The organism is Kitasatospora sp. NBC_00070 (assembly GCF_045041205.1).
GTDB lineage: Bacteria > Actinomycetota > Actinomycetes > Streptomycetales > Streptomycetaceae > Kitasatospora.
Genome location: NZ_CP108248.1, coordinates 348,462 through 373,436, shown reverse-complemented (window position 1 = coordinate 373,436; position 24,975 = coordinate 348,462). Strand labels below are relative to the sequence as shown.

At 69.7% G+C, this 24,975-nt stretch carries 19 protein-coding genes; 7 read left to right on the top strand and 12 right to left on the bottom strand.

Features of this window, described 5'->3' with window-relative positions; all coding sequences use genetic code 11:
- Positions 1–20 precede the first annotated feature (20 nt).
- The 3 genes from OHV05_RS36675 to OHV05_RS36665 all read left to right on the top strand — a co-directional run bounded on the left by OHV05_RS36675 (position 21) and on the right by OHV05_RS36665 (position 2,900).
- Positions 21–671 (top strand): amino acid ABC transporter permease, encoded by a 651-nt coding sequence (locus OHV05_RS36675; protein ID WP_331730496.1) that lies wholly within the window; start codon positions 21–23, stop codon positions 669–671.
- Positions 668–1,513 (top strand): amino acid ABC transporter permease, encoded by an 846-nt coding sequence (locus OHV05_RS36670; RefSeq protein WP_331730495.1) that lies wholly within the window; start codon positions 668–670, stop codon positions 1,511–1,513. Before OHV05_RS36675 ends, OHV05_RS36670 begins: the two co-directional genes overlap by 4 nt.
- Positions 1,514–1,946: 433 nt before the next feature.
- Positions 1,947–2,900: an SDR family NAD(P)-dependent oxidoreductase gene (locus OHV05_RS36665; protein WP_331730493.1), complete on the top strand. Its 954-nt coding sequence runs from the start codon at positions 1,947–1,949 to the stop codon at positions 2,898–2,900.
- A 58-nt stretch (positions 2,901–2,958) separates the two neighbouring features.
- On the opposite strand, the gene OHV05_RS36660 is transcribed toward OHV05_RS36665, so the two are convergent.
- Entirely contained in the window at positions 2,959–3,354 is a 396-nt protein-coding gene (locus OHV05_RS36660) for a winged helix-turn-helix transcriptional regulator (protein WP_405021666.1), read from the bottom strand.
- Here OHV05_RS36660 and OHV05_RS36655 point away from each other — a divergent pair.
- Entirely contained in the window at positions 3,353–5,170 is a 1,818-nt protein-coding gene (locus OHV05_RS36655) for a phytoene desaturase family protein (protein ID WP_405021665.1), read from the top strand. The two genes, OHV05_RS36660 and OHV05_RS36655, sit on opposite strands and share 2 nt — an antisense overlap.
- Before the next feature lie 84 nt (positions 5,171–5,254).
- Here OHV05_RS36655 and OHV05_RS36650 read toward each other — a convergent pair whose 3' ends face one another.
- The 3 genes from OHV05_RS36650 to OHV05_RS36640 form a co-directional block, all read right to left on the bottom strand.
- Complete coding sequence (locus OHV05_RS36650) at positions 5,255–5,623, bottom strand: STAS domain-containing protein (RefSeq protein WP_405021664.1); 369 nt, start codon at positions 5,621–5,623, stop codon at positions 5,255–5,257.
- Between the two features lie 696 nt (positions 5,624–6,319).
- Positions 6,320–6,916 carry a hypothetical protein gene (locus OHV05_RS36645; RefSeq protein ID WP_331730488.1) on the bottom strand — a complete coding sequence of 199 codons (597 nt, stop codon included), beginning with the start codon at positions 6,914–6,916 and terminating at the stop codon, positions 6,320–6,322.
- A gap of 414 nt (positions 6,917–7,330) precedes the next feature.
- Positions 7,331–9,991, bottom strand: a complete 2,661-nt coding sequence (locus tag OHV05_RS36640; protein WP_331730486.1) for a SpoIIE family protein phosphatase — start codon at positions 9,989–9,991, stop codon at positions 7,331–7,333.
- A 560-nt stretch (positions 9,992–10,551) separates the two neighbouring features.
- Between OHV05_RS36640 and OHV05_RS36635 the strand changes: the two genes are divergently transcribed.
- Positions 10,552–10,737, top strand: coding sequence for a WhiB family transcriptional regulator (locus tag OHV05_RS36635; protein WP_405021748.1), 186 nt, complete (start codon positions 10,552–10,554; stop codon positions 10,735–10,737).
- A 460-nt stretch (positions 10,738–11,197) separates the two neighbouring features.
- On the top strand, positions 11,198–11,410 hold the full coding sequence (locus OHV05_RS36630; protein ID WP_405021663.1) for a hypothetical protein: 213 nt from the start codon (positions 11,198–11,200) through the stop codon (positions 11,408–11,410).
- A 602-nt stretch (positions 11,411–12,012) separates the two neighbouring features.
- Here OHV05_RS36630 and OHV05_RS36625 read toward each other — a convergent pair.
- The 8 genes from OHV05_RS36625 to OHV05_RS36590 all read right to left on the bottom strand — a co-directional run bounded on the left by OHV05_RS36625 (position 12,013) and on the right by OHV05_RS36590 (position 22,686).
- Positions 12,013–12,642, bottom strand: coding sequence for a hypothetical protein (locus OHV05_RS36625; RefSeq protein ID WP_405021662.1), 630 nt, complete (start codon positions 12,640–12,642; stop codon positions 12,013–12,015).
- A 238-nt stretch (positions 12,643–12,880) separates the two neighbouring features.
- Complete coding sequence (locus OHV05_RS36620; RefSeq protein ID WP_405021661.1) at positions 12,881–15,280, bottom strand: acyl-CoA reductase; 2,400 nt, start codon at positions 15,278–15,280, stop codon at positions 12,881–12,883.
- Between the two features lie 110 nt (positions 15,281–15,390).
- Positions 15,391–16,539: an acyl-protein synthase gene (locus tag OHV05_RS36615; protein WP_331730477.1), complete on the bottom strand. Its 1,149-nt coding sequence runs from the start codon at positions 16,537–16,539 to the stop codon at positions 15,391–15,393.
- Positions 16,536–17,672, bottom strand: a complete 1,137-nt coding sequence (locus tag OHV05_RS36610) for a GNAT family N-acetyltransferase (RefSeq protein WP_331730475.1) — start codon at positions 17,670–17,672, stop codon at positions 16,536–16,538. The genes OHV05_RS36615 and OHV05_RS36610 overlap by 4 nt, the downstream gene beginning before the upstream one ends.
- 5 nt (positions 17,673–17,677) lie before the next feature.
- Complete coding sequence (locus OHV05_RS36605) at positions 17,678–18,976, bottom strand: MFS transporter (RefSeq protein ID WP_331730473.1); 1,299 nt, start codon at positions 18,974–18,976, stop codon at positions 17,678–17,680.
- Complete coding sequence (locus OHV05_RS36600; protein WP_331730471.1) at positions 18,973–20,241, bottom strand: AMP-binding protein; 1,269 nt, start codon at positions 20,239–20,241, stop codon at positions 18,973–18,975. Before OHV05_RS36600 ends, OHV05_RS36605 begins: the two co-directional genes overlap by 4 nt.
- A gap of 449 nt (positions 20,242–20,690) precedes the next feature.
- Positions 20,691–21,440, bottom strand: coding sequence for a transposase family protein (locus OHV05_RS36595; RefSeq protein WP_331730469.1), 750 nt, complete (start codon positions 21,438–21,440; stop codon positions 20,691–20,693).
- A gap of 370 nt (positions 21,441–21,810) precedes the next feature.
- Entirely contained in the window at positions 21,811–22,686 is an 876-nt protein-coding gene (locus OHV05_RS36590) for a hypothetical protein (RefSeq protein ID WP_405021660.1), read from the bottom strand.
- 1,445 nt (positions 22,687–24,131) lie between these two features.
- On the opposite strand from OHV05_RS36590, the gene OHV05_RS36585 reads away from it, so the two are divergent.
- Positions 24,132–24,872, top strand: a complete 741-nt coding sequence (locus tag OHV05_RS36585) for an SDR family oxidoreductase (RefSeq protein ID WP_331730465.1) — start codon at positions 24,132–24,134, stop codon at positions 24,870–24,872.
- Positions 24,873–24,975: the final 103 nt, after the last annotated feature.

The following is a 24,975-nucleotide window of genomic DNA, read 5'->3' as shown; positions in this document are numbered from 1 at the left end:
ACGAGAGGAGGGCCGCCGGTATGGGCACACTGTTCGAGCATGGAAACTTGGCGCTGTTCCGGGACGGCTTCCTGCAGACGGTCGAACTCAGCGCGCTGAGTGCGCTGTTCGCCCTGCTGCTGGGCACCCTGCTGGCGGCCTTCCGGGTCTCCCCGATCCCGGTGCTGCGGCTCTTCGGCACCGTGTGGGTGAACACCTTCCGGAACACCCCGCTGACCGTGCTGTTCTTCGCGGTGGTCTTCGGACTCCCGCGCCTGAACGTGCACTTCGACAACTTCACGTTCGCGGCGATAGCCCTGTCCGTGTACACCTCCTCGTTCGTCTGCGAGGTGCTGCGCGCGGGCATCAACACCGTTCCGGTCGGCCAGGCCGAGGCGGCCCGGAGTCTGGGGATGACCTTCGGTCAGACCCTGACCCAGGTGGTGCTGCCGCAGGCGGGGCGGACCGTGCTGGGCCCGATGAGCAGCGTGTTCATCGCGCTCCCCCGGAACTCGGCGGTCGCCGGTGCGTTCAGCGTCTCGGAGCTGTACCACTTCCAGCAGACCCTGACCGACCTCGGGTACGGCATCTACCTGATCTTCTTCTGGGTGGCGCTCGCCTACCTCCTGGTGAGCACCTGCGTCGCCCTGACCTTCCGCTTCCTCGAAACCCGACTGGCGGTGGCCCGATGAGCGGCAGCAGCGTCCTCTACGACGTCCCCGGCCCCCGGGCCCGGGCCCGCAACCTGGTGCTCGGCGTGCTGGCCGGAATCGGTCTGCTCGGACTGCTCTGGTACGTCTACCGGAGCCTGGACGAGGCCAACCAGTTCACCGCCGCGATGTGGGACCCGTTCCAGTACAAGGCGGTCCAGCAGAAGCTGGCCGACGGCCTGGTCGCCACCCTGAAGGCGTTCGCCACCGCGGCCGTGCTCTCGCTGGTCTTCGGCGCGCTGTTCGCGGCGGGCCGGCTCTCCGACCACAAGCCGGTCCGCGCGGTGTGCGGCGCGGTGGTCGAGTTCTTCCGGGCCATGCCGCTGCTGATCATGATCTTCGCGCTGTACCAGTCGCTCTTCACCACCTCCCCGTTCTGGGGCCTGGTGATCGGGCTGACCCTGTACAACGGCTCGGTCCAGGCCGAGATCATCCGCTCCGGCATCAACGCCGTGCCGCGCGGCCAGGGCGAGGCCGCCTACGCGCTCGGCCTGCGCAAGACCCAGGTGATGCTGACGATCCTGGTCCCGCAGGCGGTCCGCTCGATGCTGCCGGCCATCATCGGCCAGCTGGTGGTCACCCTCAAGGACACCTCGCTCGGCCTGATCATCACCTACCCCGAACTGCTCTACGTCGGGAAGCTGATCGCCAGCAACACGGCCACCCCGGACGGCTACCCGTACATCCCGGTCACCATCATCATCGGGGCGATCTACATCGCACTGTGCCTCCTGCTCACGGCGCTCGCCAAGCGGATCGAGGGTCGGAGCCGCCGCGGCGCGAACCGGCGCACACCTACCAGGCGCCGGGCTCACGCCCGCTGACCGTCCCGGGCAGCGGCCGACCGTACGGCCCTGGGTGAAATCGGGAGTCGGGGGCTGAGAAGGGCCGTACGGAATCGGGTGAGCGTCACAGCTCGCCCAGCCCGTGCGGCCCGTCTCACGTCGCGGCCCACCAGCACCGGGACCAGTCATCCCAGAACCGCTGAACCGCCGAACCCGTCCTCCCGCCGACGCGCACCCCGGAGCGGCAACCGCGTCCCGCTTCGACACGCCACGGCTGGTCCGGCACAGCCCGCGCGGGGAGAACCCTGCGGGGGTACGCGGTCACCCCGGTCGGACCGGCCGAAATCATCGACTGCCACCTTTCGTGGCCAGGCTCCCGGCGCACCAGGTCGACGCCCGCTAGCGTGTGGGCGCCATCAACCCGCCCCATCGGCCCCTGCTCGGGGCGACCCACAACACAGAAACGGCGGCCATGTCAGTACAGCAGCCCATCGACTCCGGATTCGGGGCACGCAGCACGACGGCCGAAGTCCTGGCCGGCATCGACCTCGAGGGCCGACTCGCCATCGTGACCGGGGGCAACTCCGGCCTGGGCCTGGCGACGTCCCACGCACTCCTGAACGCGGGTGCCACGGTGATCGTCGCGGTCCGCCGCCCCGAGGCGGCCGCAGAGGCCTTCGACGCGGTGGGCGGGGTCGAAATACGCCGACTGGACCTGTCCGACCAGGCCAGCGTGCACGCCTTCGCGGATAGGTTCGCCGCCGACGGCCGTGCCATCGACATCCTGATCAACAATGCGGGCGTCATGGCCATGCCCGAGACCCGCGTCGGCCCGGGCTGGGAGGCGCAGTTCGCCACCAATCATCTGGGCCACTACACCCTCGCGAACCGCTTGTGGCCGGCACTCGAGGCCGACGGCGGCGCGCGCGTGGTCGCCCTCAGCTCGTCCGGGCACCGGATCTCCCCGATCCGCTGGGACGACGTCATGTTCGGGACCAGCTACGACAACTGGCTCGCCTACGGGCAGTCCAAGACCGCCAACGCGCTGTTCGCCGCCCACCTGGACGCGCTGGGGCGCGACCACGGGGTCAGGGCGTTCGCGGTCGATCCGGGGGCGATCATGACTCCCCTGCAGAGGTACCTGACCCGTGAAGAGATGACGGATCGCGGCTGGATCGACGTCGAGGGGAATGTCCATCCCGCCTTCAAGACCCCTGAGCAAGGCGCCGCCACCCAAGTCTGGGCGGCCACCTCACCGCGACTGGCGCGGACCGGAGGCCTCTACCTCCAGGACTGCGACGTCGCCCCGCTTGCCGACGGCAACGCCGTTGGAGTGCGTTCCCACGCGGTCGACCCCGAGGAAGCCGGGCGGCTGTGGGCCCTTTCCGCCGAGCTCACCGGCGTGAACGCATTCCGGAAGCCCTGATCCGGCGATCGCCGCGCCCTGCGGATTCGCCCGCCTGCGGCCGGCCGGACGGCTGCGGTCAGTCCGGCCGGCCGGGCGTCGGCTGTGCCCCGGGCCCAGGAGTCGCCAGTACGTCCCGCGGTCCGGCTACGCGGTGTCCCTCCGCACAGACGACGGCTGCCGTGACGGGGGCACCGCAGTCACGGTGGCGCAAGATCACCGTCGGGCCAGCCGGCTCGCCCAGCCAGCGGTCGGCCCAGTCGATCAGCGCGACGAGGACGGGCAGCATGCTGCGGCCCTTGTCGGTGAGGTGGTACTCGTCGCGGACCCGGGCCCCCGGTTCTTGGTAGGGACGTTTCTCCAGGATCCCTTCCTCGACCAGTTCGCGGAGGCGGGCAGCGAGCACACCGGTACTGACATCGATGTGGCTCAGGAAGTCCTCGAACCGGCGGGTCCCGTAGAAGGCCTCACGCATGATCATGCCCGCCGTGCGGGGGCTCATCACCTGCAGGGCCAGTGCGACCGAGTCGGGTGCCAGATCCCACGCCTTCCGGTCCCATGCCGCCGGGCCTCCGCCGGGAGACGCCGAACGGTCGGGTTCGTGTGTCACGTGGTCTCCGCATCAGCTGTCTTGCCGTCACTATATCCGCCCGGCTAGCCTGACTTCGGTTTATCGAAGCCAGGTGAAGGGGTCGCACATGGGCGCGGGGCAGAGCTACCGGCGGAGTGCAGTCGGAGATTCGTGGGACGCGATCGTCGTCGGTTCGGGTATCGGCGGGCTGACGGCCGCCGCCCTTCTGGCCCGGGACGGGCAGCGTGTCCTGGTCCTGGAGAGGCACAGCACGGCCGGCGGGGCCACCCAGGCCTTCCGGCGCGCCGGGTACGAATGGGACGCCGGACTGCACTACATCGGAGAGGTCCACCGCCCGCACAGCGGCCTGCGCCGGATCCTCGACCACATCAGTGGCGGTCAGCTCACCTGGGAGCGGATGCCCGATGTGTACAACACGATCGTCATCGGTGACCGCAGCTACGAGATCCCCTCCGGCGCGGCAGCCTTCCGGGACCGCATGAAGGGCTACTTCCCGAAGGAGGCCGCGGCGATCGACCGCTACGTGGACCTCGTCTTCGAGGTCAACCGCAGCGCGAAGGCGTTCTTCGCCCAACGGAGCCTCCCCGAGCCCCTCGCCAACGACCTCTACGAGGACATGTGCGCCCCGTTCCGGCGCTACTCCGACCGGACCGTGACCGACGTGCTGAGCGAACTGACGGACGACGAGGAGCTCAGGGCGGTCCTGTGCGGGCACTTCGGGGACTACTCCATGACTCCGGGCCGGGCCTCCTTCGGGATGCACGCCATGCTGGTCCGCCACTACATCGACGGTGCCGGCTACCCGGTCGGCGGATCGGGCAGGCTGGCGGAGACGATCGGTGATGTCATCCGGAACGCGGGGGGAGCGCTCCTGGTCGCCGCAGAGGTCACCTCGGTCCTCCTGACCGACCAGGGCGAGGCGTGCGGTGTCACCATGGCCGACGGCCGCGAGTTCCGGGCGCGGGTCGTCATCAGCGATGCCGGTGCACTGAACACCGCGACGAAGCTGCTGCCGTCCGGCGTCGGCATGGACGGGCTGCAGGACGCCTGCAAGGCCATCGGACCATCCCTCACCTGGGCTGTCCTCAACATCGGTGTCAACGCGCCGATCGGCGAGCTCGGGCTCGGCGGAGGCAACATCTGGGCACACGCCGACGCCGACATCGACGTTCGCTTCGCGGCCTACGAAGCCACCCCCGAGACCCTCCCGATGCCCCTGTACTTCCTCTCCTTCCCCTCCGCCAAAGACCCCCAGTGGGACCAGCGTCATCCCGGCCGCACCACCGTGGACATCTGCGGCCTCACCACGTGGAAGCTGTTCGAGCCCTACGCCGGTACGGCATGGATGAACCGCGGGCCCGGGTACCACGAGCTCAAGGAGCGCCTCAGCGCGGAGCTCCTGGCGCAGGTCCTGAGGTTCTGCCCGCAACTGGAAGGCCGCATCGACCACATGGAGCTGGCCACCCCCGTCAGCTTCAACCACTTCCTCGGCCGCGAGCACGGTGACTTCATGTCGCTCGCTCACACCCCGGCGCGCTACGCGGACCGGCGTCTCGGAACCCGCACCGCCGTTCCGAACCTCTTTCTCACCGGCCAGGACACCGTGTCCGCCGGAGTCAGCGGTGCGATCGTGGGCGGAGTGGTGGCTGCGTCAGCGGTTCTCGGCAGGGATGTGCTCCAGGACCTCACCGCGGGCTGACACCGTGGCCGGCATCGCGGCTGCATCCGACCGCAGCCGCGATGCCGGCCAGTCTCGGGCCGGCTCCGGCCGTCCCTCATCCGTTCACGCCCGCCCCGTGCCGGCCAGTGCGGCGGCGATGCTGCCGTGAACGACGAACATTTCCTCGGCGCAGACGCTTCTGATCAGCCGGATCACCGGCCGGCTCGGGGCAGCGAGCACCAGAGTGGTGCCGACGTCCTCCGTGGCGAGACGGAGCCGGATGAGGGCGCTGAGGCCGGTCGAGTCGCAGAAGGCGAGTCCTGACAGGTCGACCACCAGCAGCGGTGGTGGCTCGCGCAACGCGGCGGCCAGGGCCTGGCCCAAGCGGTCGCGCTGGGCGAGACCGGTCTCGCCGGCCAAGCGCACGACCCGGGCCTGCCCGGGAACGTCGACCGTGGTGACCCGCAGTATCGCGTCGGGATCGGGGTCCACACCGGGACGGTCGGCGGGATGCCGATGAGCGATGAACACAGGGGTACCTCCTACAACGCGCGAGGGAGCCCGCCAACGGCTTGCCTGCGGGCGGGCAGGGCCGCCTGGGCCCGGTGCTGGAGAGCGCGGGATGCGGCCTGGGCCGGCCCCCAGCCGCCCCCTCAGTCCCCCGTGCGCCACCCTCCAGCCGTCAAGGGCAGGCGCCGCGTGAAGGCGCGTGAGGGAGCGGAGCCACTACGGGCGGCAGCCTGCCACCCTGATCGGTTCGTGCGCCATCCCTGCCAGAAGGTCTGTCCGGCAATGCACCACGGGCACGATCTCGGCCGCCGCCGACCGGTGGGCCGAGTGGCCATGGCGGCTTTCAGCTGTCCGGCCATGGCAGCAGGTCGGCAGGGAGGCGGAGCGTCCGGATGCCAGAGGGCCGCAGTGGCCTGTTCACCAGTTGCGGGAGTCGGTTCGTCACGACTTCGGGAGGCATCCGCTGACTGGCGGGGCCGATGCCCAAGAGAACGGGAGTCATCTCCCGACGCCCGGCAAGGGCGAGGTGGTCGCTGCCAACCGCCTCCGTAGCCGGCGCTTGCCCTGTGCCCCGGGCGGCGGCAGCCGGTGTCTTCCCGGTCGCCACCCGAGGTGGTGCCCGTTCTCGTGAGCGTCCAGCCCAGGCACCGCCTCCCGAACTGCCGTCGAAACGACGCCCTACGACGTGAACAGAGCCAGCCGCAGAGGCCTCGCCGTCTGCGGGGAGCGCCAAACTTCGATCGCCCGGGCCGTCCCTCCAGTCAGGCAGCCGACTGAGAGCCAGTCGGCCGAGGGCTCCTGGCGGTGCGGCGCCCACTCTTCGGAGGCCGTCTCCGGCCGACTGGCACCGTTGGTGAACAGGGAGGCCACGATCTGTCGGATCGAGGCCGGTGAAGCCAGCACCGGCACGGCCAGCGGAACCCAGTGGTCGTCGACCTCGGACCACTCGTTGACCAGCTCGGCCCAGGCCCAGCCGTCCACCGAGTCCCACGACAGTGCTATTCCGTACGGCCACAACGCGGGGTCGGCCACCGGAGGGAGCATCACCCTCCGACGGCATCCCCGCCCGCCCGTGACCCACCGGGCGGCGGCCCGGTGAGCTGGATGTGGCGAGCCCGGCACCGGCTCGCCTGCGGTCACGCCGCGCCGGTAGTAGAAGGCGGCGAACAGCAGGCCGCCGTCACTGCCGGCCGCCCACTCATCCGGGTCGTACGGACCATCACCGCCCTCGACCGTCGCGACCGCCTCGGCATAGCTGTAGTGCGGCAACGTCATCTCAGGAATCCCCTCCGTTTCGGCCACCGGATCCTCTGGCAGCAGGGCCCGGTATGTCGCCGAGGTATGGCATACCACTCGGAGCGCCGACCGTGGTGCAGGGACGGCGGCGGACTCTCCGGCCGACGGGCCGCGCGGACGTTGTCCAGCTCCGGAGCGCGGAGCCGGTTCGGTGCAGGAGGCGAGCTCACGTGCCCTCTCCCCGCCCGATCGACTGCTTGGCACCATCGCCCCCGGGGCCGGTGGCCGCGGCCGGTTCCGACAGGAACTGCGATGTATCGCCTTTTCAGCCAGCCCCTTGCGCTTCATCGCGGGGCCGAGCGGACTCTGCGGACGGCCGTCGCCCCACAACTTCAGCTCAGCCAGGTCTTGAAGGGGGTTGCCGGCCTGAACGGCTTCACACGGTGGAGCCGTTCAGTAGAGGGTTCCCGAGATCTCGGCCCAGATGACCTTGCCGGTGGTGGTGTAGCGAGTGCCCCACCGGTCGGCGAGTTGGGCGACCAGGAACATGCCGCGGCCGCCCTCGTCGGTGTCGGCGGCATGGCGCAAGTGGGGTGAGGTGGAGCTGCCGTCGGAGACCTCGCAGATCAGCAACTGGTCGTGGAGCAACCGGAGCTGGATGGGGCCCTTGGTGTAGCGGATGGAGTTGGTGACCAGTTCGCTGAGGACGAGTTCGGCGGCGAAGGTCAGGTCCTCGAGGTTCCAGAGTTCGAGCTGGCGGGTCACGGCGGCGCGGATGCCGGCGACGGCGGCGGGGTCCGAGGGGATGTCCCAGACCGCGATGTGATCGGCGGGAAGGGCACAGGTGCGGGCGACGAGGAGGGCTATGTCGTCGGTGGGCTGGCCGGGGGGCAGAGCGGCCAGCACGTCCGTGCAGGTCTGCTGGGGGCTGCGGCCAGCATGGGCGAGGGCGTCGCGTAGCAGGTCGAGGCCGACGTCGATGTCGCGGCCGCGGGATTCGATGAGGCCGTCCGTGTAGAGGACCAGACGGCTTCCCTCGGGCAGCTGGATCTCGGCGGTTTCGAAGGGCAGGCCGATCAGACCGGCCAGACCGAGTGGCGGCCCGGCAGGCAGGTCGGGGAAGTCGACGTGCCCGTCAGGGTGCACGACAACGGGCGGCAGATGGCCGGCCCTGGCCATGGTGCAGGTGCGCGAGGCGGGGTCGTAGATGGCGTACAGGCAGGTCGCGCCGGTGATCGGGGTGTCGTTCTTCGCGGTCCCGTCATCGATGTCCTGGTCGATGCGGCTGACCAGGACATCGAGGTGGCTGAGGAGTTCGTCGGGCGGCAGGTCGAGGGAGGAGAAGTTGTGCACGGCGGTGCGCAGGCGGCCCATGGTGGCGGCGGCGTGCAGGCCGTGGCCGACCACGTCGCCCACAACCAGGGCGACTCGGGCGCCGGGCAAGGGGATGATGTCGAACCAGTCGCCGCCCACGCCCGATTGAGCGGGTAGGTAGCGGAAGGCTACGTCGAGTGCCGACTGCTCGGGCAGCCGGCCGGGCAGCAGGCTGTGCTGGAGGGCGACGGCCATGGCGTGCTCACGGGTGTAGCGGCGGGCGTTCTCGATGCAGACCGCTGCCCGGGCGACGAGCTCCTCGGCGACCGAGCGGTCCTCCTCGTCGAAGGGGGCGTCAGGGCGGGAGCGCCAGAAGGTGGCGATGCCGAGGGCCACACCACCGACCCTGAGTGGCACGGCGATGAGGGAATGGACGTTGTTGGCACGGACAGTGGCGACGACCTCGGGGTGACTGTCCTCCCAGAGGCGCAGGGCCCCGGTGAGGTCGTTCTCGAGGACGGCGTGACCGTGGGCGAAGGCGGCAGCGCGGGGAGTGCCGGGGATGAGGGGTATCTCGGTGCCTGCGGAGAGGAACGGCGGGGCGGTGGTGATGCCGGAGATGGCGGTGCGGCGTAGCGGTGCGGCGAGGCCGGGCCCGGGTGCCTGGCCTGTGAGGACCGGCTCGGCGAGGTCGACGCAGGCGTAGTCGGCGAAGCTCGGGACGAGGGCGTCGGCGAGCTCCTCGCAGGTACGGATGACATCGAGGGTGGTACCGATCCGGCTGCTGGCGCCGTACAGCAGGGCGAGCCGGCGGCGGGTGGCTTCAGCCTTGCCGGTGAGCATCAGCAGCTCGGTGGTGTCGCGGAAGGTGGCGACGTAGCCGGGAGGGCCGCCGTCGCGGTCGGTGGGGCGGACGTTGACGGCGAGCAGCCGGTCCCCGGAGGTGACCACCTCGTCGGTGACCTCCCGGCCGGGGGCGAGCAGTTCGACGACCGAAACGTCGAGGCCGAGCCCCCTCACTCGGCTGCCCTCGCTCTCCGGGGGCAGGCTGAGCAGGCGGCGTGCCTCGTCGTTGGCGAGCAGCAGCCGGCCGGCCGCTCCCACGATCAGGACGCCTTCCCGGACGGCGTGCAGCACGGCGTCGTGGTGCTCGTACATCCGTGCCATCTCGGTCGGGCCGAGGCCGTGGGTCTGCCGCAGCAGACGCCGGCTCACCAGGAAGGCGCCGCCTGCGGCGAGTATCAGGGCGGCGGCGGCCGCGCCGATCAGAATGGGCAGTTGGCGGTCGGCGGTGGCGCTGATCTGGCTGATCCGGACACCCGAGGAGACCAGGCCGACCACGCGTCCGTCATCGTCGGTGACCGGGACGGTGGCCTGGACGAGCCGGCCGATGGTGCCGTCGATGGTCTCGGTGACGGGCTGTCCGGCGAGCGCGGGCGCGATGGTACCGACGAACACTTTGCCGATCCGGTCTGGCAGTGGGTGTGTGTAGCGGATGCCGCTGGTGCTCAGCACCACGACGAAGTCGACCCCGGAGGCGGTCCGGGCCTGCTCCGCTCTCGGCTGGAGGACTGCGGTGGGGTCGGGGGAGCGGAGAGCGGCGACGATGCCCGGCGCGGCGGCGAACGTCTGGGCCACGGCGAGTGAGCGGTTGTGCGCCTCGTCGGCGGAGTCCGTGCGCGATTGCAAGACGTTGCCGATGCTGGCACCGAGGATCAGGAGCAGCGCGAGGAGCAGTTGCAGGAGGAAAACCTGCCCTGCCACGCTGCGTGCGCTCAGTCTGCTTCGGACTCGGGTCATGGAGTCATTCGTACCCTTTTGTCGGCTATGGACCAATGGGTTAAGGGGCAGAGTTGGAGTCTGTGCGGGCGGGGTGTTGCGCCCGTGAGGTCCACTGCCGGGGGCCGGAGGGCCCGGTGCAAGGGCCGCCGTCGAATTTTGCTGGCTCAGGAAATGCTCAATTTCCTAGGAGTGTGGCCGGTGGAGATCTAGCCTGGTCGCACCGCCTGGAGGGAAAGGCGCTGATCAGCGAGGTGCACCCGTCTCGCCGTGACCGTGTCCGTGGGGACGCCCGCCGAGATCCGGCGGGCTCCACTACAACGGGCGCCCGGATACCCTCCTCTGCCAGGCGGGTGATCGTCGTAGCCACGGGGTTTCCAGCGAACCGGCCACCGGATTCGGAAGCCCATCCCCAGGTCCCGCGAGTCTGTGGTGTTCGGTGGCCGCGATTCTTCGCACAGCTGAGAAATGGATGTGGCGTTGTGACAAGGCCCGACGTTTCCACTGCCCCCCGTCCAGGTGTGGTGGGCTTCTATCAGCAACTCCTGAAGTTCCCGAAGTCCGACATCCCCTGCCAGAGCATGGACGCCGAACTGTGGTTCACCCAGGACCCGTCAGGCCAGCGCTACGCGGCCTCGTGGTGCAGCGTCTGCCCCCTGCTGGTGGAGTGTCGTGCGTTGGGGCGCACCTTCCACTCGTCCCACGGCGTCTGGGGAGGCGAGAGCCCCAGCCAGCGGCGGCACGTCGGCTGCGCGCCCCTGCAGTAGGCCAGGTGGCGACGTGGCAACGAGCCTGGTCGAGGCACTTAAGGCCCCTACCGCCGGGGTGAGGCCCGTCGCGGAGAAAGCGGGAGGGCGGCCGGTTTCGGCACGGCGGTGCATCGGAGGACAACTGCCCCGTCGCATGTGGTGAGCGGTCGGGGCCGAGTGCCAGGCTGTCGGTCGTAGCAACGGTGCGGAACCGCTCGTGCGTGCTTCGGCACCCCCGTCGTCCGCGTGGCAGTCTCGATGGCGCCGATAGTGATATCAGCGCTGCCCAGCCTGCTCCGGATTTACAGGCGAGGATTTGCGGCCCTTCCTTGCAGAACCTCAGATCGCGCTCATATCTCCCGTGCGACCTGATTTTCACTCGACTGTTCGGATATGGTCGACAGGAAAACCAAAAGCTGGGCTTCGCGGCCACCACACCCCCGATGGTGGCCGCGAAGCCCGTACCACCACAGACCAGGTGATGGAAATTACTTCGAACACCCCCATTTACGACGCCCTGGTTCGGGACTTCAAGTGCGACCCGATGCTGCCGGAGAGCGTTGTGGCGCACCGGGTGATTCGCCGCCCACCGGTGCCCGTTCGGGAACCGGGCGTCATTCTGCAGAGCATTGACGAACTGGTCGAAGGTTTCGTCAGCAAGTGGCTGGGCGCCACCGGGCTGGCGAAATAGGCCGAACCGTTCGTCGGGGCGATGGCCTGCAGTCCGCCGCCGGGAAGCCGGCCCAAGGCCTGGTTCGCCCCGGGAGGTGCCAGCGCACCCGCGCTCCGGCACAGTCCTCCACGCCACCCCGGCGGGCCGTCCCCAGCCCCGGACTGTGTCCAGGCCGACACCCGTCGCGAAAATCCGGAGTCGATCATTCTCCGGGACAGGTCCGGCGGCAGAGGTGCTGCTGACGATCTGTCGGCAGCACACAGCCGTGCCTCTCCACTCCTTGGAGTCGGGCCGCGGCCCGACTCCGCGAAACGGGAGCTCTGTCGTCCGGTCCTCGCACCTGCGTGAGCCGTTGAACCGGTACGCACCTTCGCGGAAACCCGCCTTCGGGACCCGGCCGACTGCAGCCACGGCCACCCGCACCACTCCGCCAACCGGCCCCGCCACAGCCGATGCGACGCCACCGCTCCGCCCGCCGTGCGCCGACCCGCAACACCCACTGGTCTCCCGGGCTTCTCCCCGCCTCAAGCGATCCACGGCCTGCGGCCGCAACCCGCTCCCGCACCAGTACCGGCCGACTCGCCGCCCTGGCCTATGACAGCGGCGTCCAGACCGGCAGGTCACCCGGGCGGGCCGGGTGTACGCCCGGACCACCACGGTTCCACGCGTTCCCACTCCGCCTCCCACAGGGCTTCGGCATGGTGCTGGAGATGGTGGGCGGCCACCATGTGAAGAGCCGCCAGAAACAGAGACAGGCCGATCATGACGCCGACGCCGACGGTGAAGGCACCGATGCGCAGCTCGGCGTCCGTGCGGGGGGCATGGGTCGGCACATCAGCGTCGTTCACCCACAGGCCGATCGTCGCCCCGGGCTGGGTACCGATCGCGACAAAGACCAAAGCGGTGACAGGCCGGCCCGAGAGGGCCGTCCAGGAGACCTGTGCGCGCCCGTGACCGGGAACCGGCCCCGGTGATACGGCCGGCCCCGGTGGCGCCTCCGGGGCCGAGAGCACGACAGCTGCCACCGGACGCAAATGTGCCGCTGCCGCCTGGGCCTCAGCGTGTGCGGACCGCAGAACGACCGCCGCCGTCGCGACCGAGGCCGCGACGGCCAACGCCAGCAGCCCCAAGAGCAACAGGGTGAGGCGATGACGTGCCCGGTCGACCGGACGGTACAGCGCATTGCGCCCGGGGCTCGGCGCCCGCAACAGCCGAAGCCACCGGCTGGACCATCCCAGCAGACCGGTCATCGTGCCTCCCGCGAGGCTCGTGCGGCGAGTGTCATCGGAGATCTCCCCATTCTCACGCCACAGTCCCGCCCGCCGGCCGCTCCTGCAGCAGTCTGCCCGTCCGGAGGCCTTACCCGGACCCTACGGGCCGGGTAAGGCCCGTCGTTGGCCCCTGTTCGACGCCCTGCGCACCGCACAGGAGCGCCGCCCCACGCCGCTGAGCGTCTTGCCCATCCGGACCACAGCGTGGGGTGGACGCTCAGCGGCGTGCGTCCACCACCGCGAACAACTTGCCGCTCGTCGGACTGCGGTCCAGCGACGCACCATCGACGGCCTCGACCACCAGCTCCAGCAGCCCCTCCGCCGTCACCGCCGAGCGGAGATCCGGATAACCGTCCAGGAAAACCTCCCGCAGCCGTACCGCATCCGTCGCCACGGCCCGCTCAACCCGTACGGTCAGCCGCTCGCGCTCGTCCGTCCCGTCGAGCCGGATCTGCAACTCGCCACGGTGGCCGCCGCTGCTCTCAGCCAGCTCCAGGAAACGACGATGGCTAAGGGAATACGTAGCCACCCGCATGAGGTCACCGATGCGCCCCCTCAACTCAAAACGGGGCGCGTACCGGCCGCACGGACAGGGACCCGAAACCTCCCGCCCGAGATCACCGATCACGTACCGGCCCAACTGCTGACCGCGGCGAGCATGGGTGCTGAAGACCAGCCGGCCCGTCTCGCCCTGGGCCACCGGCCGGTCCTCGGCCAGGTCCAGGATCTCCATCGTGTGGAGATCGGCGTGCAAGTGGTGGACGCCGCCGGAACTCTCCGTGCACTGGTAACCCAAGGGACCGAGGTCGGTGCTGCCATAGGTGATCGAGCGGACCACCTCGATCCCGAAGCCGTTCCTCAGAGCATGCTGCTGCTCCCTGGTGAAGTGTTCGCCTCCGTAGAAGACCTTGCGCAGACCCCCGTAGGCCTGCAGCGCGGCCGCCTCCGAGTGCAACAGCTGCCACAGATAGGAAGGCATACCGAAGAGGGTGTCGGCCTGGTTGTCGATGATGGCCCGCGCCGTGGCCGCGTGGTCCGGCCCCGCGGCCAGCGGCAGTTGCACTCCGCCGAGCCGTTCCAGTACGGAGAAGAAACTGATGAAGCTGCCGTGCATGGTGCCGCAGTAGAAGAGGTTGGCGGTGCGGTCCTCGACCGGGTCGTAGCCGGCGGCGAGCAGGCCACGAGCGGTGGCGTGCATCTGCGTGTCGTAGTCGTCGTAGCTGAAGACCGACAGCGTGGGTGCTCCGGTGCTGCCGCCGGTGCGGAAGTACAACTCGGCATCGGCCCGTGCGAGCCGCCGGCTCGGCTCCTGCACGTCCTCCTTCCGTACCAACGGGCCGACAGGCTGCGGCAGGACCACCGGCCGCGCCAGGTCGTCCAGGCAGGCGATGGTGGCGAACCGGGCCGGATCGGCCTGGACCGCCACACGCCGGCTGTAGCGCTGGAGCGCGTAGACGCCGTCGTGCGGCTCCCCCGCGTAGCTTTCCAGCATGGCACCGACCGGCGTGACCCGGGTGACGCCCGCAGCCAGTACCGTGCGGGACAGCTCGGCGATGTCCGACTCGCTGGCCGCGAGCCCTGCGGTCTGCAGGTAGCGGCGCATCGGCCGCAGAGTGGCGATCAGCCGCTTGCGGGGAAGCGGCTTCACCCACACGCTGCGGTGCAACGGCGAGGCGGTCAGCGGGGACCGGGTGTCAGCCATGACCCGCCAGGAGCCGTCGGGGGCGGAGAGCACCAGGGTCAGGCCCAGGTGCTCCTCCAGCCGCGCCACCAGCTCGGTGGTGGTCAGTTCGGCTGCCTCCGCCAGGTCCAGTTCGTCGGCCGGACCGGCCACGGCCGACCGGGCCGCGAGGGCCTTGGCGAAGCGCTCGGCGAAACCGAAGACCTCGTCCCCGTCCTCAGTGTCGAGGTACACCACCTGAGGACTGGAGCACGCCTGCTGCTCGTACAGGCAGACGTCGCCCGCCAGGACCTCGAGCGTGCGAGGGTCCGACCACGCGTAGGCCGTCAGGTACGCGAAGGAGATCCGGTGACCCCACTCCACCAGCCTGCAGCCGGCCGGCACATGGGCAGCCACCCCAGCGACGGCACTCTCCCCGCCCCACACGGCGACGACGTCCGCAGGAGCGCACACCAGACGGAGCCAATCCTGACGGGAGGAGGAGAAGCGCAGGACGATGATCCGCGCGGCCAGGGCGCCACTTGGGTCCAGAGCCACGAGTTCGGCCATCAGGTGCTGGGTCAGGAGCGTGTCCGCGCTGCTGGTCTTGAGGACGTTGACGTTCCCGGTCAGCAGACCCTCGACGATGCTCAGCGAAGCGACCGTCACATCATTGCCCGGTGCGATGTGAGTGACCAGCCCGACGGGTGCCCAAGCCTCGTAGACCGTCTCGCGCGGATCCGCGCGGTTCAGCCGACCGGGAAGCGCGCTGCCAAGTTCCCGGCGCAGCTTGCGAGTCAGCTCCCGTCGGCTGAGCAGCTCGCCGAGCTCGGTCAGGACAGCCGGGCCCTCGCCCTCGGCGAGGTAGGCGGTGAGCCGGGTCGGCACGGGGTGAGCGGGGTCGCGCAAGGCGGTGGCGAGGGCGTCGCAAGCGGCCAGGACGGTCTCGGTCTCCAAGGCCTCAGCCAGCGCGGCTCCGACGGCGGCCGGCAGGTCGGCGAGCCGGCGGCCCGCCTCCTCGTCGTCGACGAACTCACCCTGCCAGTAGTGGTGGTGCGTGCTCGGAGTCATGCCAGCCCCTTCATCAGTTCTGCTGCGGCCACCGCGCAGCTGCGGTTGCGGCTCACCCCGGCACGACCGTGGACGGTGAACCAGGGAGTCCCGAGCCGGCACCCGCACGCGTCGCCCGGCTGGAGGGAAGCGAGGTCGCCCATGACCACGCTCTGCGCCGGGACCGAGGTGATGTAAGGCGACACGAGGTGCAGGTAGCCCCGCTCGCCGTACGGCAGGGGTTCGAGCGTGCTGGTGGAGCGGATCGTCACCCGCGACCAGACGGGGGCGTGCAGGTGGTGGTGGTCGCACTCGATGTACGGGATGCAGTGCTCGACCGATCCGAAGGTGTCCCGGATCCGCTCGCCCGGGATGCCGAGCTGCTCGGTGATGCGGGAGTACAGCTCTTCCTTGCCGATGCTCTGGTCGGCGTGCCCCTTCCAGCCGCCGCCGAGGAGGACGAGGGAGTCTTCGGGCAGGCGCAGCGGGGGCACGCCCATGGCCCGCATCCGCTCCAGGGTGAAGAAGAGAAACGCCGGGAAGCCGAGGACGCGGACCGGGGCGTCATCCTGTTCGAACCGGCGCAGCGCGGCGATGCAGCCGAAGGGGTCGAACTCGTGCTCGCCGCCGGCGTTGCGCAGTGCGTAGGTGATGCGGCGGGCCGGCGCGAAGTCACAGAGGTAGTTGTCGGTGAATGCGGTCCCGAGGTTCAGCGAGGGGGCCGGCTCGTAGCTGTAGAGGAGGTAGTTGACGTCTTGGTCAGGGGTGATCCAGCCGTTGTGCTCGAAGATCCGGGCGACCATGCGCTGGGCGGCGCGGATGGACCAGTGGTCGAAGAACATCTGCGACTTCTGGCCGGTGGTGCCGGAGGAGGTCAGGTGCAGTTCGACATCGCTGCGGGGGATGGAGAGCACCTCGTGCTGTTTGAAGAAGTTCGCGTGGATGAGGGGCGTGCGGTACGGCCCGGTCGGGGGGGTGGCCTCGTGCAGGGACCGGAAGAACGGGGAGCGCTCGGTGTGCCAGGCGTTGGTCTCCCTCATGGCTGCGGCGAACAGTTCGTCCACCCCGGGTCCGTGGGCGTACGGGTCTGTCAGGTCGCACAGTTCCTGCACGTTCGGCAACAGGTCCGGATCCGGCACGTCGACCGGCGCGAGATGGGGGTTCATAGGGCAACCTCGGATGGTGTGGGCAGATGCGTCGACGCCCAGGCCGACAGGTAGCAGTCCAGGTAGGGCTGGAGGGATGGTTCGACCACGACGCCGCGGAAGTCGATCCGCTCGTTGGAACGGGACAGGACGACGTAGTCCTGGAAGCCGTCGCCGTCCATGCGCATCGACGGGTAGAGGGCCCCGGCGACGAACCCCTGGGCGAGGAAGGCCGACAGGGCCTGCTGGTGTGCGAGCGGCACGAGGGCCTCTATGTAGCCCGCTCCCGCGCGGGCCAGGGCCCGGGTGACGGGTTCGAGCTGGGCGGCCGCCGCGGCCGGGCCCGGGTGGGCCGTCAGCAGGGAGCCGTACCCGCCGGCGCGGTTGAGGTAGGCGTAGACCTCGAAGCGGCCGTCCTCGGGGGTGAGCAGAACGTTCGCGGTGTGCAGGGGGTAGAACCAGCTCCCGTCGTCGGGGAACTGCTCGCGGAACCGGCGGCGGACGAAGGCCGGTGCCTCGATGAGTTCCAGCCGTTCGGCTGCTTCCTGCGGTACGGCTGTCGGTGGCGGCCCGTCGTTGGCCCGCACCCGGGGGTAGCGGATGCCGAGCGCGGACTCGGCGGTCCGCAGCAGCGGCAGCAGCGCGGCGGGCACTTCGGTGACGGACCTGCGGCGGTCGAGCACACCGGTGGCGTGCCGCGCGTAGAGCGCGAGGGTCTCACGGCTGCTGAGGTCCACCGCGTTGGGCAGGATCCCCAAGGGGCGGAAGCCGTTGCGGGCGACGACCCGCTGCGGGCCGGCGCTGACGGTGCGCACGGTCGCGTAGACCGAGTCCAGGCGTCCGGTGTCCAGCATCCGCGCGCACAGGGCGCCGGTCAGGGCCGAGGCCAGGCCTCCGGAGCGGTGCTCGGGGTGCACGGCGATGCCCTCCAGGCGGCCGATGCGGTTGCCCGCTTCGCTGCGGATGGCGGCGGACCCGGTCAGGGCTCCGGTCCCGGTACAGCGGGCGACGAGCCAGAGCGAGTACGGGTCTGCGATGAGCCGGGCCATCTCGGCCGGGTCGGTGCCCAGGGCGACCGGGTAGTGCGGCCCGTAGACGGCGTAGTAGAGCTGGCGCAGCTCGGCGACGTCCGCGCAGGTGGCTTGCGAGATCACGGGGCTCAACGGTTGTCTCCGACCGGTCGGGGGTCCGCCACCGGCGGTGCGGGGCTACGGAAGCCGAGCAGGAACAGGGCCCGGACGGCGGGGACCAATCCGGCTCCTTGCACCAGGCACAGCGTGCGGGGCGAGAGCAGGTCACCGGCGAAGCCGAACAGCAGGGACGCGATCGGCAGGGAGGCCCCGAGGATGGCCTGCATGACAGCGAAGAAGCCGGGTTTGTCCGCCGCAGGTACCAAGCGCTGGAACAGGGCCACGAAGCGGACGCTGATCGCCCCCGCGCACCAGCCGGCCACCGCCAGGCAGCCCGCGACGGCCGGGCGGTTCGTGACCAGTCCGGGCAGGGCCAGGGCGGCGGCCATCACGGCAAGGCAGTAGGAGCCGACGACTGTGGGCTGCCCCGGCAGGAGGGCACCGGTGAATGCGCCGATGAGCGTGCCGACGCCCAGGGAGGCCTCCAGCAGCGCCACGGTGCCGCCGCCGCCCAGGAGGACGGAGTGGGTGTAGAGAGGGATGACGACGAACACTGCGGCGGTGAACAGGTTCGCCGCCGTGAAGCAGATCAGGATCCGCCGCACGTAGGGCAGGTCACCCAGGATGCGCAGGAGCGGGCGTCGCGGAGACCCGCCCGAGGGGCCAGGCGTGATCCCGGCGTTGCGGAAGCGTGCGCTCGAGACGAGCAGGGCGGCGGCCAGGTAGGCGGCTCCGCAGCCGGCGGCCAGCCCGGCCACACCGGCCCGGTCGACCGTCAGGGCACCGAGCAGTGCCCCTCCGAGACCGGCCAGGGACTGGGTGGACAGTTCGAAGCCGGTGGCCGCCTCGATGTCGGCGTCGTCGACGAGCTCGGGGACCGAGGTGGTCAGACAGGGGTCGAAGAACGCCTGGCAGGTAGCCAGGGAAAGGGCCGCGGCGAGAAGGGCGGCGAACGGCAGTCCGCACTGGTGGGCCCAGAGCGCGAGGAGCCCCGAGACGGCCCCCGCCAGCCCGGTGGCGTTCCGCAGCACCGATCGGTGGGCGAACCGGGCGATCACCGTGGCCACGGCGGGTGCCAGCGCGACGGCAGGCAGGGTGCAGGCCGCCATGAAGACCCCGGAGGCCAGCCCGGGGGAATCGCGCACGGTGTGGGCGACGATCCACCAGGACACGCCGACCTGGAACATGCGCATGGCAGCCTGGGCGAGGACCTGGCCGAGCCAGACGGTGCCGAAGGCGCGGTTGCGCAGGACCAGCGGCCAGCGGCGGCTGTCGGTCCGCCCGGCTGCCACGGCGTCCCCGCGTCCGCTCGAGGGCAGGGCGGTCACCCGGTGGGCCGCTCGTCGAGGACTCGGACGAGCTTGCCCGAACGGGGGTTGACGGCGAAGTCGCGGTGACGCGCCCATTCCACGGACAGCGGGTGCACGAACCCCGCGCGCACGCTGTCCGGATACAGCGGTCGTACCGTCTCCAGCTCCGCGACGACCGCTTCGGCCAGGGCGGCCCGGCCGCCGTGGACGTCATCGCGGGCCGCGGCCAGCCGCAGGACGAGTCCGTCGCGGCCGTCCCAGCGGCGCACGACCAGCTGCATGCCGACCACCTGGCCGGTGGTGTCCGCGGCAGCCACCGCGTCCTGGGCGTCCTGTGTGTAGAGGGAGACGGGGCCCACCCGGACGCCCTCCTCGGCGCGGCCGAGGATTCTGAAGTGGCCAGGCCCGGTACCGGTCCATTCGGCCCGGTCGCCGGCGGGGTAGCGGATGACCGGCATGAGGCGGCGGAAGGTGCTGGTGACGACGACCCGGCCGGCCCGCCCCGGTTCAGTGACGGGTTCGTCGGTGGAGTCGTCGAGGATCTCGACCATCGAGTACGGGGTGAAGGCCCGGTGCACCCGGCTGTCGGGTCCGGGTACGGGGCTCCCGAGCAGGCCGGCATCGACGCTCGCATAGCCGACCGAGCGGGCCTCGGCCCGGGGGAACGCGGCGGTCAGCAGCCGCCGTTGGTCGTCGAAGAGGGCTTCACCGCCGAAGAGCAGCAGCTCCACCGCGTCGAGGCACGCGCCGGTCGAGACGAGGTGCTCGGCGAGCCGGCACAGGGTGGTCGGGGTTCCGGTCACGACCTGGGCAGCGAGATCGCGCAGCGTGGTGACCATCGACTCCGGTGAGGCGCCGCCGCCAATGGGCAGGCGGACGTTGTCCACGGGCGCGTGGGCGAGCGAGTCGAGGACGAAGAGGAAGCTGGCGTACAGCTCCCCGGCGTAGAAGAGGTCCGCGACGCGGTGCCCCGGGCGCAGGCCCGCGTCCACGATGCCCTGGCCGAACGAGGTGACGAACGTGCGCCACTCGTCGCGGGTGTAGACGGAGAACTTGGGTGACCCGGTGGTCCCGCCAGTCTTGTAGACCGTGGCTTCGCTGAGCGGGCCGGTCAGTACGCGGCTGTCGCGCAGGGTGTTGGCTGCCCAGAAGGCCTCCTGGTCGATCACCGGCAGGTCGGCGAGACGGTCGACGTGCGGTGGCAGGGACGCGTAGAGGTCCCGGTAGTAGGGCGAATTTCGGCGGGTGAAACGTATGAGGTCCGAGATCTTCTGGGCAGACATGAGCCTTTTGCCTGGGTCACGGGAACAGGGCGGAGTCACAGGCAGTGCGCGGCTGACGCGCCATCAGCCCGCGACTCACGGTGCCGCACACTAGCCGGAGCGTGGTGATGAGATGCACATGATGGCGGGGAAGCGGAGAAGGTGACTTTCCAGGACGGGGTGGGCAGCTCGCATCATGCCGGCGTCGAGCCGGACGGCCAGGGGGATTGCCGACCCGCGGCAGGGAGTGCCGGTCCCGAGCGGAGTGCCCGTGTGCAAAGTGCCTTGCCGGCTCTCGCAGTGGGCGCAGGGGCAGCCCAGGGCGGTGCGACGAGTCCTGTCGGTACCGAGGCTGCAGTGGACGAAGACATCGCGCAGAGAATCTGGGAGGTGCGGGCTCCTTGGCGGTCTGCCAGCGCCGGATCAATTTGGCGCAGTGCGTGAGTGAATCCTGACATCACGGAGCCTTTTCAGCTGTAGACCGTGAGGGTGAGGATCGCTGCGACGGCTGACGTGAGCCAGTTCGGGCTGCAGCGGGCGTGGCGGAAGATCCGCCAGGTTTTGAGCCGGGCGAAAGCGCGCTCGACGGAGACCCGCAGGCGGGCATGGACCTTGTTGAACGCCCGGTACTTGTCGGGCAGTTCGCATCCGGCGGCGCGTTTGACCGGGGTCCCGAACGTGCCGCCGGCGCCTACGTAACCCTTGTCGGCGAGGACAGGGATCCCGAGTTCCTCGCAGATCGTGATGATGCGGTGGGTGCGGGCGGCCGTCAGGTCCGCGGTGCGGCCCGGCAGTGCGGGCGAGAACCACAGGATCGTTCCTGTGGGGTCGGTGACCACCTGGATGTTCACGCCGTGGCGACGGTGCTTGCCGGAGTAGTCGCCCTCGCTGTCGCCGACGCGGTCGCATTCGGCGAGGGTGCCGTCGACCAGCACATACTCCGGCTGTGCGGCGCTGAGGGTCTCGGCCAGGTCCGGCGCGTGTTCGGCGAGAAGGCCGACGACTGCCCGCACGTAGGCGTGGGCGGTGCCGACGCTGATGCGGAAGCCGGCCGCCAGCTGGGCGAGGGTGTCGTGCTTGCGCAGGTAGACCAGGGCGAGCAGGGCCCGTTGGTGGGGCGGGAGTTTGCACCGGCGGTCACCCTCTCGGGTGACGATCAGCATGGTGACCAGCTCGACGAGTGCGTGGGGCAGGTCGAGTGCGGCAGGATATGCGACCAACGGGGCTTCCCGGCTGACGAGTTGAGGCGTAGAGAACCTGCTCAACGGCCAGGAGGCCCTGTCTGTAGCGCAGAACATCCGCTCGATCCGTCAGATCACCCGATCAGGTACCGAGCTGAAAAGGCTCACGGATCCGGTGAATGGAAAAAAGTATTCCGAGGTCTTTCTCGAAACCGTAGCCGTGAGGTGGATCGACGAGGAAGACGGGAAATGGGAGGGCAGGGCGGAGCGCTATCTCATCATGTCCGCGCCCGACACTCCACGCCCGCAATGGAATACCTGGCCTGCCCGCTGCCGACCGCCTGTCGGCGCCCGGCCGTTCCTCGGAGAGACCCCGGATGCCCGGCCATTCCGGGCAGGCCAGCGCGCCTCAGTCCTCCTCGAGGCGTACCGCTTTCTTCAAGTTCAGATCCTGAAGGTGAGTGCGAAGGGAAGCCACTGCATCATCGTCTCGATCTGGTTGGTTATAATGGCAGATCACGATGTTCTTCTTCCCCCATTTTCTGTCGTACGTCAGGCTTCCGGAGTTCCATGGCTCCTTGGCTTTGATTTTTGCTCTGACCCTGCTCGGCATATGGCCATTGTGTACGATCCACACTTCTCGGTCGGCACCCACTTGCCAGAATTTTAGCTCGCTGATCGAAGATCCGCGGGCCGTTTTGTCACAGACGGCGTCGATGGCCTGACGGTTTTGGGTGAGGCGCTCGCTGTCCTCGATGGCCGGGGAGCGCTTCTCCTCCAGGAGCTCCGACGCGAGGATCTTTACCGAGGGTTCACGGAAATTGGACAGGTGGTCACCGAGCTCGATTTTGGAGGACGCCTTATTCTTTGCGGTTTCATATCGGATGGCTACATTGTACGATGGCTCGCCATTCTCCTTGTTCACGCTTCTTGCGACATGCATCTCTCCCGTGGCTATGGAAATATACGGCGATTCTTCGGATTTTGCCCTAAACTTTCTGAGCATTTCTTCAGAATGCGGGAGGTCTGATTCGCCTCCGATGATCCAGATGACTCCAGCCCCTTCGATCTGCCAGAAATCCAGTGGCTTCCCGTCACTGCCTCCAGTGCGGAGCAGGTCGCAGTGCGACCGGAAGATACGCGCGTTCTTTTCCGTCAGAATCGCTCGGACATTCTCCATATTTCCAATCTTAAGGACCAGCTCCCTAGGGTTCCGGTACGCGATGGCGGTGACGAGCCGGTGCTGCAGGCCTTCCTCGCTGATAACGGCGAGATCCTTCGCCATCTCCGCCTGGTGCCGCTCGGCGCCAGCGCGGGTCTCCTCCGCCCAATCGGGTGTCTCCGCTCGTGCCGGATGGGGCGACCCGGGGCGTTCTGGCGGCCCGGGCGAGCGGGGCCGGGTCGGCTCCGACTCTGGACGAAACAGCAGTGAATCGCTGCTGCTCCTGGACAGCGGTGAATGTGGTGCCTCGTCGGTCTCTTGCCAGTGCGGTGGCCCCGCAATCGATGGCGATGGTCCGAGGTACTCTCCCGGCGCCCCTACTTCACTCCACGAGTCGGCCGAGGGGAATTCGCCGTCCGCGCTGTAGTCCCTGCCAGCCCCCCTTCGGTGAGTGGGCTTATGGGGCACGGTGATCGGCCCCGAGGGGGTTTTGTCGACGGTGATCGGCCCCGAGGGGGTTTTGTCGACGGTGATCGGCCCCGAGGGGGTTTTGTCGACGGTGATCGGCCCCCAGGCGGTGGTCGGCCCCCAGACGATGCCGTCGCCGGGGATCGACTCCTCGGGTGGTGGTACCGGACGGGCAGGAGCCAGGGGAGGAGGAGCTTCTGGGCGTTTCGGGGCCGGACGCCCCGGCGGTTCGGGTTTGAGCGGCTGGGCCTCAGCGGTCGGGGCGGTGGCCGGGGGAGGGGAGGTCCTCAAGGGTGCCCGGGGAGGGCTGGCTATGGCGTCGGGGATGGCTCGCCTCCATACGGTGACGGCGTCGGGCTCGACCCCTTCGACGTTGGGCAGGGCGACGTACTCCCATCTGCCGCCCAGCCGGCGTTTCCACACCACTTCGTGGCCGCGGGTCAGGAACCTTCGGGGTGCAGTGTTGCCGGGTGCGGGTGCGGGTGCGGGTGCGGGTGCGGGTGCGGGTGCGGGTGACGGCGGCGTAGCTGCCGGGGCCGAAGGTGCCTTACGGGCCGGGGGTGTCGGGCGGGGTGAAGGTGCCAGTGGGGCTGTGCTTATGGGCGGTGGGTACCTGTCGACGAATTTCATCGCAAGCCTCGCCACGGTGCCGCTCTGTTGCTGGATGAGGCTTGGGGTCTTGCAGACTGAGCACGCCGCAGCCGGGGACAAGCAGCCGGAATGGAATACCGCACCGCAGGAAGTGCACTTGGTGTAACTGCCTTCGGCTGCTGGCTCTGCGCCGGGCTTCCGGCAGAGTTGGCAGGGCATGGGGCGGCACCTCTCTCTCATCACATGCCTCCATGGTCACGACCCGACCAGTCGCGGACGCCCCCTGCCGGGTCGGCAGATGAGGAAGCCCTACCCGCACCAAAGTGCAGTCGCGGTACAGGCGGCGGGAGCTTGAGACGGCCGTGCTGCAACGAGAGAGGGCCGGCCCGGTCACAGCGGATGCGGTGTGACGCAACCGACGCCGTCGGTCGCCCCGGCTTCGAGCGGACGAAAGCCCATGACTGGAATGATCGATTCCGATATCGGCCGTACCAGACCTGGGAGTGGAAATGACCGAGCGGAAGGTGGCCGTGGTCACCGGTGCCAGCAGCGGCATCGGTGCGGCGACGGCCCGGCGGCTGGCCGAGGACGGCTTCGAGGTGGTGGTGACGGCCCGCCGGACCGACCGGGTCGAGGCCCTGGCCAAGGAGATCGGCGGCCGGGCCTACACCGTCGACGTGACCGACCGGACGGCGGTGGACGCGTTCGCCGCCGAGGTCGGCCCGGTCGACGTGCTGGTCAACAACGCCGGCGGCGCGATCGGCGCGGAGAGCGTCGAGAACGGCGACCCGGCCGACTGGCTGGCGATGTACCAGGTGAACGTGCTCGGGGTGCTGCACGTGACCCAGGCCCTGCTGCCCGCCCTGCGGGCGAGCGGCGACGGCACCGTACTGGTGCTCAGCTCGACCGCCGCGCTGGCCGCGTACGAGGGCGGCGGCGGGTACGTGGCGGCGAAGACCGCCGCGCACACCGTGGCGGCCACCCTGCGGCTGGAGCTGTGCGGCGAGCCGATCCGGGTGATCGAGATCGCGCCCGGCATGGTGAAGTCCGAGGGGTTCGCGGTCACCCGGTTCCGGGGCGACGAGGAGAAGGCGGCGGCGGTCTACGCGGGCGTGGCCGAACCGCTCAGCTCCGAGGACGTCGCCGACACCGTCTCCTGGGCGGTCACCCGGCCGCCGCACGTCAACATCGACCTGCTGGTGGTCCGGCCGCGCGCCCAGGCGGCCAACCACAAGGTGCACCGGGGCTGACCACCGTCCGTCGTCGGGGCGGCCCGAGTCTGGTCTCGGTCCTTCATGACGGTCATATTTCGGGGACTGGAGCAGTCTGTCCCACCGCTCCAGTCCCCGGCGC